The following is a 12,937-nucleotide window of genomic DNA, read 5'->3' on the forward strand; positions in this document are numbered from 1 at the left end:
TATTAGCGATAGTTTTTATAAACACAAAGCAATAGAGATTGATTATAAAAACAGTAATAACTTTATTTTTTTGTTGTTACTTCAGATCATCTTATGTTAGATCTAGTAATTATATTAACACACCATCATTTTTTATAAAGTATGATGGTGTGTTTTATTTTTAAGTACGGTTTTGGTTATTTTAATATAATGAACCTTAATAATAGCCTAATAAGTTTAAGTTATTTTATTTTTAATTATAACGTTCTACATTAAAAGGAGTTAAATTTAAGCTTGTTTTATGTTCAGAAATTAACTCAGAAACTATTTTTCCAGTAGCAGGTCCCAAGCTCCAGCCCATCATAGCATGTCCTGTAGCAATAGTGACATTTTTAAAATTTGATAATTTACCAATGTAAGGTAAACCATCAGGAGAGCAAGGACGTAAACCACAACGAGCATTTTTAATATCCGTAGGGTTAATTTTTAAACCTTTAAAATAGTTTTCAGAAGCTCTAGCAATCATAGAAACTCTTTTAGTATTGATTTTATCGTTTATTCCAGCTATTTCCATTGTTCCAGCAAAACGAGTAAATCCTTTCATAGGAGTTACTGCAACTTTTGCTTCCATTAAAATTGATGGGATAGTGATTCCTGTTTCTTTTTCAACATTAATTCGGTAACCTTTTCCAGCCTGAACAGGTATTTTTAAACCAAGTTTTTTTGCAATTAAAGGAGTCCAGGAGCCAGTAGCAAAAACTATTTCATCAGCTATAATCTTTCGGTTATTAGTTTTTACTGAAGTAATTTTATTATTTGAGGTTATTATGTCAATTAGTTCTTCATTAGATGAGATAGTTACTCCTGAACGTATTAAATAGTTTTTCATTTGTTTCATAAATTCAGAAGGTGTCATATGAGCATCTGAATGATAATACACAGCTCCTTTGATATTTAAATCAATATCCGGCTCAAGCTTTTGTACTTCTTTATGAGTTAAATTATCAACCTTTAATCCCTCTTTTATAGCTCTTTCACCAACTTTCCATTCTTCTTCGCCTGCCTTTTCAGTTTGATAGTACATCATTAAACCTTTGTCTTGGTAGTCAAAATTGAAATCAGATGAAGCTTTTATGTCTTTATACAGCTTTTTACTGAAAAGGTTAATATCTTTTATTATAGGAATAGACTTTTCAACTTTTTGGGGGGTAGAGGCTTTTTTGAATAACCAAGACCAACGTATAAAATCAATATCTAATCTAGGTTTTATTGATAAAGGACTGGTAGCACTAAACATCCACTTGATTCCTTTATTAATCATTCCAGGAGCTGCCAATGAAATTATATGACTTGGAGTGATAAGTCCTGCGTTTACATGTGAAGCACCACTTAATAAGTCTGATTTGTCAATAACAGTTACATTGTGACCTTCTTTATGTAAAAAATAGGCAGAACACAAACCTATAATGCCGCCACCTACAATTAATGTGTTTTTATTCATAAACTATATAACTTGGAATCCATAAGCATATGGATCATCTTCATCATCAATTACTATATTATTATAACCGTAAACTTTTGCCCAACCTTGAATACTTGGTATAATTGCTTTTTTGCCATTTAAAGTTGTTTCTTCTTCTATACAACCAATAAATTTACTTCCAATAAAACTTTCATGGATGAATTGTTCACCTTGATTTAATTTTCCTTTAGCATGAAGTTGAGCTATTCTAGCAGATGTTCCTGTTCCACAAGGGCTTCTGTCAATAGCTTTATCACCATAAAAAACAGCATTTCTTCCCGAAGATGTTGGGTCAATAGGATTACCTGTCCATAACATGTGAGTTACGTCTCTAATAGTATCATCCTCTGGATGAATAAACATATCAGGATACTTTTTATTAATTCGATCACGAACAACTTGAGAGTATTGAATTATCTTTGAAGCTGTAAAATTGTGAATTCCACTAAAATTTTTTTGAGGATCTACTATAGCATAATAATTTCCACCGTAAGAAACATCAAAAGTAATTTCTCCTAATTCGGGGCATTCAATGGTTAATTCTTCGGCTGCTAAAAAACTTTTTACGTTTGTTAATCGAACCCAATCTACTTTTTTACCTGTTTGTTGGTATTCTATTTCAACTAACCCAGCAGGGGCTTCCATTTTTATTTTTCCAGGAATTTTGGGGGTAATTAGTCCCTCTTCAATAGCAATTGTTATTGTTCCGATGGTTCCATGTCCACACATTGGTAAGCAACCAGAAGTTTCAATAAATAAAATTGCAAAATCATTTTCAGGATCATGAGGTGCAAAAAGTATTGAACCGCTCATCATATCATGTCCTCTTGGTTCAAACATTAATCCTTTCCTTATCCAATCATATTCTTTAAGGAAATGCTGACGTTTTTCACTCATATTTAATCCCTTTAAATTAGGACCACCACCAGCTACAACTCTTACTGGATTACCACAAGTATGGGCATCTACGCAAAAAAAGGTTTTTCTCATCAAATATATCGCTTTTAACCCCAACCTAACTCCCCTTTAGGAAAAACACCCTTCTAAGCTTTTCCTTTAGTGAGGAGCATAGGTCAGTATATTAAATTTTTTCGTTAGTGATTATGTTATTAACTAACCTTGATATACCTAATGAATTTTCATTCTTTAATTCTTCTGGTAATAACTCATTTGGCCAATTTTGGTAGCTAAAAGGTCTTACCCATCTTTTAATAGAACTTGTTCCAACAGATGTAAATCTTGGGTCTGTTGATGAAGGATAAGGCCTCCATGTACCATTGAAGAGCAAACTTCAACACCAGTAGGAACTCCATTAAAAATAATACGCCCTACTTTACTAATTAAGAGCGAAAGTAAAAAATTATACTCTTTTATTTCATAATTATTTCCTAAAATTGTTCCAGTAAGTTGACCTTCCAGACTTGAAACAACTTTTTCTAGCTCTTTTTTATCTTTGCATTTAACGATTAAGGAAAATCGAACCAAAAACTTCTTGGTGAAGATTCGGGTTTTCAACAAAATCACCACCATTAACAACAGCTAGTGCTTGTTTTGCATAATTAGCTTCTGTATCCTCAGAGTAGTTAGCAACTGTATGTGTTTTATTTTGATTAATTATAGTTTCTTTATTTGTATCGTATGATTCCTTAATATTGGGGTGAAGCATACAAGTAGGGGCTATCTTTAGTATTTCATTAGATAAATTATTGATGAAGCTTGAAAAATATTCATCTTCAATACCTATAACTAAGCCAGGATTAGTACAAAATTGACCTGTACCTAATGTAATAGAAGAAGCATACGTTTTAGCCAATTCTTCTCCTCTTGTTTTTAAAGCATCGGGTAAAGTAATCACTGGATTGATACTTCCCATTTCTGCAAATACAGGAATAGGAGTTTTTCTACTAGCGGCTTTGTTAAATAAGCTTCTTCCTCCTGCAATACTCCCAGTAAAACCAACAGCTTTTACATTAGGATGCTCAACTAAAGCAACACCAACAACTCTTCCGCTTCCAGTAATATTAGAAAATACTCCATTAGGCATCCCTGTTTTTTGGGCAGCATTAATAATAGCGCTAGCAACTAATTCGCCTGTACCTGAATGCATAGAATGTGATTTTACGATGACCGGGCATCCAGCAGCAAGGGCGCTAGCAGTATCTCCTCCTGCAGTAGAAAATGCTAAAGGAAAATTACTAGCGGCAAATACAACAACAGGTCCAATAGGGATGTTTATCTTTCTTATATCAGCTTTTGGAAATGGTTGTCTATCTGGTATTGCAGTATCAATGGTAGCATCTATCCATGAACCTTCTTCAACTAATTTAGCAAAAGATTGTAGCTGAAAAATTGTTCTACCTCTTTCACCAATGGCACGTGCTTCTGGTAATCCTGATTCTGAACAATATGTTTGAATCAAATCGTCGCCTAACGCCATAATTTCATCAGCTATAGCATTTAAAAAGGTTGCCTTATTAGCGCCTGAAATCTTCTTATACTCTTCAAAAGCTTTATTAGCTAGTTGCACAGCTTCATTAACTTCTTCTATTGTTGCTTCATAAAACTCAGTATCGTTTTCTATATTAAGTTTTGGGTTGAATGTCTTATGAGTAACGTTTCCTTTTGCAGAAAGTTTATTTCCTATTTGGTTTTTTCCTGTAATTCTTTTTGTTATGGTTGAAATCATAATTAGTTTTTTTAATGAAGCTTTTTGTGAAATAGTATAGTAAACGTGGGGGATATTGTTACCTCCAATTTTAGTTGTTTAAATTACTAATTCTAAGCTTTTATAGTCTGGTAAAGTAGGACGATTTTTTACTCCGTTTTCTATAATTTTTAATACTTTTGTACGTTCTTCACCGATTAAAGGTAATCTTGGAGCTCTCACATTTTCAGTTCCAATACCAGTAGCTACTTCAGCTAATTTAATGTTTTGTACTAATTTAGCATTGATGTCTAATTCTAATAAAGGCAAAAACCAACGATAAATTGCGACTGCTTCTTTATAATGACCAGCTTTTATTAATTGATATATAGCTACGGTTTCAGCGGGAAAAGCACACGCTAAACCAGCAACCCAACCATCAGCTCCTAAAACCAAACTTTCCAAGGCTAATGTGTCTACACCACTTAAAATAGCTAATCTATCTCCGAAGCGATTTTTAATTCTCGTTACATTTGAAATATCTCTTGTTGATTCTTTAACAGCCTGGATGTTTGAGCAAGAAGCCAATAATTCTTCAAACATATCTAAAGTTACTTCAATACCATAATCAATAGGATTGTTATATACCATGATTGGCAAATCTGTTGAGTTAGCTGTTTGCTTAAAAAATTCAATTGTTTCTCTAGCATCCGCTTTATATCGCATAGGAGGCAACATCATTAATGCTGAAGCACCATCCTCTTTTGCCTTTCTTGCAGCTTCTATAGCTCCTTTTGTTGTTTGTTCTGCTATGTTCATAACAACTGGCACTGCACCATTCACTATACGAACAGCTTCTTTAACTAATAAACGTTTTTCTTTATCAGATAAAGTAGAGGCTTCTCCTAAAGTTCCTCCTAGGATAATCCCGTCTACACCAGCTTTTAATTGAGCTTTAATGTTTACTTGAAACATTTCTAAATCTAGTGTATCGCTGTTTGTAAATTTTGTTGTTACTGCTGGCATAACGCCTTTCCATTGAATGCTCATTATAATAGTTTTTTACAAATTTATATTGAAAAAAAAAATAAACGTTATTCTATTACCGCTTATTGATACTATATTACCTTGTTATTTGTTTTTATGTGGTTTTAATGTGTATATTTAATAGATTTGATAAAAATAACCCTCATGAAAGTACTCCCTTTTAAAATCCCAAAAGCAAAGAATATTGGACTTATTTATCAAGAAGATAAAGGACTCTCCTTTTATGATAAATTACATCAACATGAAGAAATTCAAATTTGTTATGTAGTGAAAGGAGAGGGGACTCTTATAGTAGGAGACACTGTAAATGATTACAGTGACGCTACTATTTTAGTAATAGGAGGGAACCAACCTCATGTTTTTAAAAGTGATACTTCTAACATTAAAAATTCTTTTATGATGTCTCTTTTTTTTACTAAAGAATCGTTTGGAGATACTTTTTTTGAGTTAGATGATTTTAAAGAGTTAGAGATGTTTTTTAATAATTCTAGAACTAGTTTTAAAATTATTAATAATAAAGAGAAATTAATTAATTGCTTTAATGAATTGCCAATTGGTGATGATTTTGATAGGTTTATTACTTTTCTTAAAATTATTAAACTTATTTTAAAGTCAGACATTGAAAGATTATCTACTTTTTTATATACAAAAAAGTATACAGACAATGAAGGGAAAAGAATGGGTAAAGTAATGGATTATACGTTAAATAATTATAATAAAAAAATTGATTTAGAAGAAGTTTCTGATGTTGCCAATATGACTCCTAATGCGTTTTGCAGATATTTCAAGCAAAGAACAAACAAAACTTATTTTACATTTCTAAACGAAATAAGAGTAGAAAAAGCGTGTAAACTTCTACAAAATAAAGAATATTTAATTACTGAAATATCTGAAAAATCTGGATTTAAAAACATTTCTAATTTTAATAGAAAATTTAAAGAGATAAAAGGATATACTCCATCTGATTATAGAGCTAATTATTAATTCTTTATAACAAGGTAGGGAAATATTTAATTTAACTGTTTATTATCTTGGGGGACTTTTAAAGATTGGAGTTCTTTAATTGGAAGTATTTCTAGTATTTCATAAAAATAAATCTTGTTTTAAAAAAAATTAACAAATTATTATGACTCTGTTGTTTATATTTGGGGTCCTATCTACATTTTAATGAAAAAACATATACAATCCTTGTTACTGATTATTCTTTTTGTGAGTGCTCACACAAAGGCTCAAGAAACTTTACCAATTTATTCAGATTATCTATCAGATAATGTTTTTCTTATTCATCCTGCTTCTGCTGGGATTGGTGAATGTGGTAAAGTAAGATTAACTGCTCGACAACAATGGGTTGGTGTCAATAATGCTCCAGAACTTCAAACATTAAGTTTTCATGCTAAAGCTGGAGATAACTCAAAAGCTGGTTATGGATTTGTTCTGTTTAATGATAAAAATGGATATCATTCTCAAAAAGCTGTTCAGGGAACTTATGCATACCATTTAGATTTTGGAAATGAAAATTTGTTTAATCAAATTTCGTTTGGATTATCATTTTCTGCGGTTCAAAATGAAGTAGATCAAACAGGTTTTTTTAATGATCCTGCAATAAGTCAAGTTGTAGAAAGTAGCTTTTATTTTAATGCTGATTTTGGTATGGCGTACCATTATAAAGGGTTTTCATCATATTTCACAGTAAAAAATATCTTATTATCTGCAAAAAATAAATTGAATTCAAATTTTGAATCATTTAACCTTAGAAATTACATTCTAGGGGCTGGGTATTTTTTTGGAGAGGAAAGTAAAGTTCAGTTTGAGCCTTCTTTTATGTTTCAATATAAAGACCAAACTGGAGAAAAAATTGCAGATATTAATTTGAAAGCATACAAAAAGTTTTCAAACACTCAATTATGGGCTGCAATTTCTTATAGAAGAAGTTTTGACGGTACTGTATTTGGTGATGCTCATTATGTTACTCCAATAGTAGGGGTGAACTATAAAAAGTATATGATTGCATATACTTACACAAAACAAACAGGAGATGTTATATTTTCTAATGGTAATTTTCATCAAATATCATTAGGGATAGATATTTTGTGTAGAAAAAGAAGAGCGTCTGCTTGTCCAAATATTAATGGTAGTTTTTAAAAGCTTATTTCCTTGATAATACTGTTAGGGTATTCTTTTAAAAAGTAACTAAGTGTAGCTTTGTTCTTATTCGTATAAAAGTAGTATTTAGGCGAAGAGCTAGTGTTTTGTTTTAATAATTTGTGTTGGCTTAATACATTTTGCGTTTGTTTAGCAACTGCCGGTCCAGAGTCTATTATTTTTATTTTGTGTCCAACAATATTTTTAATAAGTTTTTTTAAGTAGGGGTAATGAGTACAGCCCAAAACAATGCAATCAGCATTTTCACTTATCATTGGTTTTAAGTATTTAGTAAGCAATTCGATCATTTCTGGAGAGTTAATTTTCCCCTTCTCCATTAAATCTACCAAGCCTTCACCCACCCGTTCTATAATGGTTATCTTATCTTCCAAATTCGAAGATGCTTTTTCAAATAATTGACTATGTAATGTGCCTTTAGTAGCTAAAATACCTATGGTATTAGTACTTGTTTGAAGTGAAGCGGGCTTTATAGCAGGTTCTATGCCAATGAAAGGAACATCATACTTTTGTCTTAATATACGTATAGCATTTGTTGTAGCGGTATTACAAGCAACGACTATTATTTTACAGTCTCTTTCCAATAAATATTCAGTGTTTTTAATTGATAATTCAATTATTTCCTCTTCTGATTTATAACCGTATGGAGCATTTTTAGTGTCAGATAGGTAAATAGTATCCTCTTTAGGCATTAGAAGTTGGATTTCTTTCCATATTGATGTTCCTCCCACACCTGAGTCAAATATACCTATTGGATTTTGAGATTGTAATTTCATCATAGTACAAAAATAAAAAACCTACTTTATTAAAGTAGGTTTTAAAAATTATCTTTTGTTAAATTAAGAACTAAAATTAGAATCCTAATTTGGTTTTTACAGCGTTGTAAATATCTTCACCTTTATCGTAAACAAGTAATCCTCTACCAGGAGAAGCATCAAAAACATAAATATATCCTTTTTCAGCGGCTACTGCTTTAATAGCTTCTTCAGCTTTCTTTACAATAGGAATGGTTTTTTCTTGACGCTTTTTTTGCATTTCAATACCAGCAGCTTGTTCAGCTTGAGAAATTTTTGCTCTTTCTTGTTGAATTTCAGCAGCTCTCTTTTGATTAACTTCTAAGGTCTGACTTTTACCTTCTGCATCATACTTTTTATATTTTGCTTCAAGTTTTTTGTACATTGTTTCAATATCATCACGGTACGTTTTAGCTAATTTTTCAAGTTCCGCTTTAACTGCTTTTGTTGCAGGCATTTCAGCTAATAATTTATCAGTATTTATATGTGCAGTTTTTTGTGCGTTAGCTACACCAACCAATCCAACTGTAAAAATTGCAACTAATAATAACGTTTTTAAATGTTTCATCTCTGTTGTTTTAATTTAATTATTGTCTTTATTCTTGATTTATTTGTTTTCTTCTTTATTCTTGTTTTCTTCTTGTTTTTTCTTTTCTTCTTGTGCTTTTTTTAAAGCAGCTCTTTTTTCTTTCAATAAATTTCTTTTTTCAGCTCTAGCTTTTAAACGTGCTTTTCTTTTTTCTTCTATTTTCTTTATTCTTTCTTCTCGTTCAGTTAGCTTTTTTTGTTTTAATGCAGCTTTTTTAGCTGCGGCTTGCTGTTGTTTTTCACTTAATTCACCATTCTTTAATAATTCTTTTTTCGCGGCTATTTTATCTTTTTTAGCTTGCTTTTTTTGATCTATGTTAATCATTTTTACAACAAGATTACTAATATCATGTTTCTTGTTTGAGTAAAGCATTACTAAATCAGAAGATTTGTCAAAAACAAAATCATATTTTTTTCTAGATGCAATCGTTTGAACTGAATTATACACTTGGTCTTGTACAGGTTTTATTAATTGCTTTCTAAAGTTATACATGTCACCATTTGGACCAAAATATAAAGATTCTAATCTTCTAAGTGATTCTTGCTTTATTTTAATATCTTCTTCACGTTCCTCAATCAAATCTTTTGTTAGAATAGCTTTTTCATTAACAAGATCAGTTTTCAAAACCTCAATATTACGTGCCTCTTTGTCTAATTTTTTTTTCCACTTTTCTACTTTTGCATTTAAAGAATTTTGAGCTTTAATATACTCAGGAATATTCTGTAAAATATACTCCATATCAATATATGCAATGCGTTGTGATTTTTGTGCAAAAGAGGTTGCGACTATAAGTAAAAGAACTACTGATAAAATGTTTTTTTTCATCTTTGTATAATGTGTTTAGAAAAAACCGTGCCAAAAACCAGACACATTACAAATGTAAGGTTTTAGAACTGTCTTCCAATAATAAAATGTGTTTGCCAACCAGATTTTAAAGCGTTTATACCTTCTAACCCAGGTAAAGGATCAAATCCATGAGCAAAATCGATTCCTAATAACCCAAAAGCAGGCATAAAGATACGAACACCTACTCCAGCTGAACGCTTTAATCTAAACGGATTAAAATTGTTAAAATTGTCATACGAATTTCCAGCTTCTAAAAAACCTAAAGTATAAATAGAAGCAGATGGTTTATCTGTTATTGAATAACGAAGTTCTAACTGAAACTTATTATATATAGAACCTCCATCAATAGATGATATTCTATTATTTTCATAACCTCTTAAACCAATAGTTTCTCTTCCATCTAATTGTCCTTGAGCAATACCATCACCACCTACAAAATATCTCTCAACAGGTGTTAATCCTAATTTACTATTATAGGTTCCTAGGTATCCTATTTCAAAATTAGACATTAGTACTAATTTTTTAGCTAATTCAGTATACCATTTTCCTTTGGCAGAAAGCTTATAATATTCTAACCATTTATATTTGTCAGCAAAATAGGCCTGTTCTTCAGGAGATCCTTGAATTAAATCGGCGGGTCTTGAATAATCTTTACCATTGATTAATGAATACGGAAGTGTAGCTTTTGCTCTAATAGTAAATTCTGAACCATAAGTTGGAAAGATTAAACTAGGCCCTGCAGAATTTCTACTTAAAGCAGCAGTATAGGCTAAATTATTTAAATCTCCTTCACTTAATACCGCATCTGAAGACCCTACTCTATATCCATAATTTTGTAAATCTATACGTTGGTAACTAATGTTCTGAGATAATGTAAAGAAGTCATCAGGCCACTTTAAACGCTTACCTAAACCAATAGACGCACCAATAATACTTAAGCTTTCATCTTTATTAACTGAGTTTGAAGTAAAGTCATATCTGTATTGGTTAGAAAGATATACAGAAAATGATAATGATTGTGGAGTTTTACCGCCCAACCAAGGTTCAGTAAAAGAAAAACTATATGTGTTAAAAGTTCTACTAGCTTGTAAACGTAGTGATAGACTTTGACCGTCACCCATAGGTAAAGGTTTATATGCATCTTTGTTGAAAATATTTCTTATTGAGAAATTATTAAAAGATAAACCTAAAGTACCTATAAATGAACCTCCACCATATCCACCTTGCAACTCTATTTGACTTCCACCTTTTTCAGCAACAGAGAATTCTATATTTGCAGTTTTATCCTGATAATTTGGTGTTACATTAGGGGTTACATTCGTGTCAAAGAATCCTAATTGTCCAATTTCACGTATAGATCGTATAATATTTTGACGGCTGAATAAATCTCCTGGTTTTACACGCAATTCTCTAAAAATAACATGGTCATTAGTTTTATCATTACCAACAACAGTTACTTTTTTTATTGTTGCTTGTTCGTCCTCTCTAATACGAACTTCAACAGTGATAGAGTCATTTTTAACTTTAGTTTCAACTGCATTTATTTGAGAAAATAAATATCCATTGTTATGATAAAGCGTTTGAATATCTTGAGAGTTTGGTGTACCATCTCCTGAAATTCGCTCTTTCAATACTTTTCCATTGTATACATCTCCTTTTTCAATTCGTAGTAAATTTTGTAATTGAGTGTCTGTATAATTTTTGTTACCTACAAATAAAATATCTCCGAAACGATATTGGCGACCTTCCTCTAATTTTATTTCAAGGTTTATGGTATTGTCATCATTCCAAGTTACCTTATCTGATAATATTCGAGCATCTCTGTATCCTTTTTCACTATATTTTTCAAGTATGTTTTCAAGATCTTTTTTATAATCTTCTAAAATATATTTTGAAGATTTCCAAAAACGACCAAAAAACTTACGTTTGGTGTTTTTCATTGCACTTCTTAATGCACCAGATGACATAGCTTTATTTCCAATGAAATTAATTTCTTTAATTTTTATTCGATTTCCTCTATCGATAAAAATTTTCATGCTAACAGCATTTACATCAGAAGAATCTTTTTTTGTTTCTAGTGATACTTTTGTTTTTAAATATCCTTTGTCTGTATATTTTTTCTTAATGTAATTACGAGTTGTCACAATAAGGTTATCAGTTACCATCATCCCTTTTTTTAACTCAGTTTCTTTTTTAATATCTTTTGCTTTTGACTTACTGACACCTGAAATAACAACATTTGATAGTTGCGGTAGTTCGGTTACATCAAATTGAAGATATACAGTATTTCCATCCAATTTAGATAAGTATACGTCTACCTCGCTAAATTGCTTACTTTCATATAGTTTTTTTATAGCACTTGTAAGTTTATCACCAGGAAGTTTTACGGGTTGTCCATTTACTAAGCCAGTATAAATTCGAACAGTTTGTTCGCTAAATTTTTGAAGTCCAGTAACAGTTATGCCACCTAGGATATAATCTTTTCCTCTTTCATAAGGAATAGCACCACTTGTATTAGTACTGTCTTTGACTATTATGTCTTGGCTTTGAGCATTTACTGTTATAAAAGTAGTAATAAATAATGCTATTAAATATGAATATTTATTCATCGCTTTCAATCTGTTCACTTGTTTTTCCAAATCGTCTTTCCCTGTTTTGGTAATCTATTATTGCATCAAATAGATGCTCTTTTCTAAAATCTGGCCAAAGTACTTCAGTAAAGTAAAGTTCTGCGTATGCCATTTGCCACAGTAAGTAATTACTAATCCTTTGTTCCCCGCTTGTACGTATCATTAAATCAACGTCGGGCAAATTAAACGTATATAAATGATTATTTATAACTTTTTCGTTAATTTTTTCGATATCTAGTTCGTTATTAACAACTTTTTTAGATATGTTTTTGATTGCATTAACAATTTCTTCCCTTGAACCATAACTTAGTGCAAATGTTAATGTTATTTTTTTATTGTTTTTAGTGCTTTCTATTACATGTGCTAAAACCTTCTGTGCATTTTTAGGTAAACTACTTATATTTCCTATCGAATTGATTTTAACATCTTTCTTTATAAATTCAGGTAATTCTTTTTTAAGAGTAGTTACTAGCAGGCTCATTAATGCATCTACTTCAAATTTAGGTCTATTCCAGTTTTCAGTAGAGAAAGCATATAGTGTTAAAAATTTCACACCTAAATCAGAAGCAGTATCAGCAGCCTCCCTAATTGCAGTTAAGGCATTTCTATGCCCAAAAACACGTTGCATTCCTTTACCTTTAGCCCATCTACCGTTGCCATCCATTATAATGGCAATGTGATTAGGTTTTTTATGTAGGTTAATGCTTCGTAGTTTTTCTTCCATAT

At 30.9% G+C, this 12,937-nt stretch carries 10 protein-coding genes and 1 pseudogene; 2 read left to right on the forward strand and 9 right to left on the reverse strand.

The window, feature by feature from the left end:
- Positions 1-232 precede the first annotated feature (232 nt).
- From ACMFBB_RS15510 to ACMFBB_RS15525, 4 genes and pseudogenes are all read right to left on the reverse strand, one after another.
- Positions 233-1,480 carry an NAD(P)/FAD-dependent oxidoreductase gene (locus tag ACMFBB_RS15510; RefSeq protein WP_435261652.1) on the reverse strand — a complete coding sequence of 416 codons (1,248 nt, stop codon included), beginning with the start codon at positions 1,478-1,480 and terminating at the stop codon, positions 233-235.
- Between the two features lie 3 nt (positions 1,481-1,483).
- On the reverse strand, positions 1,484-2,494 hold the full coding sequence (locus ACMFBB_RS15515) for a 4-hydroxyproline epimerase (protein WP_435261653.1): 1,011 nt from the start codon (positions 2,492-2,494) through the stop codon (positions 1,484-1,486).
- 88 nt (positions 2,495-2,582) lie between these two features.
- A pseudogene (locus ACMFBB_RS15520) lies at positions 2,583-4,187 on the reverse strand (aldehyde dehydrogenase (NADP(+))).
- A gap of 78 nt (positions 4,188-4,265) precedes the next feature.
- Entirely contained in the window at positions 4,266-5,195 is a 930-nt protein-coding gene (locus ACMFBB_RS15525) for a dihydrodipicolinate synthase family protein (RefSeq protein WP_435261654.1), read from the reverse strand.
- Positions 5,196-5,336: 141 nt separating this feature from the next.
- On the opposite strand from ACMFBB_RS15525, the gene ACMFBB_RS15530 reads away from it, so the two are divergent.
- Complete coding sequence (locus ACMFBB_RS15530) at positions 5,337-6,176, forward strand: AraC family transcriptional regulator (protein WP_435261655.1); 840 nt, start codon at positions 5,337-5,339, stop codon at positions 6,174-6,176.
- Between the two features lie 183 nt (positions 6,177-6,359).
- Positions 6,360-7,334, forward strand: coding sequence for a PorP/SprF family type IX secretion system membrane protein (locus ACMFBB_RS15535; RefSeq protein WP_435261656.1), 975 nt, complete (start codon positions 6,360-6,362; stop codon positions 7,332-7,334).
- Here the strand turns inward: ACMFBB_RS15535 and murI are convergent.
- From murI to ACMFBB_RS15560, 5 genes are all read right to left on the reverse strand, one after another.
- Positions 7,331-8,128, reverse strand: coding sequence for a glutamate racemase (murI, locus tag ACMFBB_RS15540; RefSeq protein ID WP_435264321.1), 798 nt, complete (start codon positions 8,126-8,128; stop codon positions 7,331-7,333). The two genes, ACMFBB_RS15535 and murI, sit on opposite strands and share 4 nt — an antisense overlap.
- 76 nt (positions 8,129-8,204) lie before the next feature.
- Positions 8,205-8,714 (reverse strand): OmpH family outer membrane protein, encoded by a 510-nt coding sequence (locus ACMFBB_RS15545; RefSeq protein ID WP_435261657.1) that lies wholly within the window; start codon positions 8,712-8,714, stop codon positions 8,205-8,207.
- 39 nt (positions 8,715-8,753) lie between these two features.
- Positions 8,754-9,560 (reverse strand): OmpH family outer membrane protein, encoded by an 807-nt coding sequence (locus ACMFBB_RS15550; RefSeq protein ID WP_435261658.1) that lies wholly within the window; start codon positions 9,558-9,560, stop codon positions 8,754-8,756.
- A gap of 62 nt (positions 9,561-9,622) precedes the next feature.
- Positions 9,623-12,190, reverse strand: a complete 2,568-nt coding sequence (gene bamA, locus ACMFBB_RS15555; RefSeq protein ID WP_435261659.1) for an outer membrane protein assembly factor BamA — start codon at positions 12,188-12,190, stop codon at positions 9,623-9,625.
- Positions 12,183-12,935 carry an isoprenyl transferase gene (locus ACMFBB_RS15560; RefSeq protein WP_435261660.1) on the reverse strand — a complete coding sequence of 251 codons (753 nt, stop codon included), beginning with the start codon at positions 12,933-12,935 and terminating at the stop codon, positions 12,183-12,185. The genes bamA and ACMFBB_RS15560 overlap by 8 nt, the downstream gene beginning before the upstream one ends.
- Between the last annotated feature and the right edge of the window lie 2 nt (positions 12,936-12,937).

The organism is Tenacibaculum sp. nBUS_03 (genome assembly GCF_051201695.1).
Taxonomy (GTDB): domain Bacteria; phylum Bacteroidota; class Bacteroidia; order Flavobacteriales; family Flavobacteriaceae; genus Polaribacter.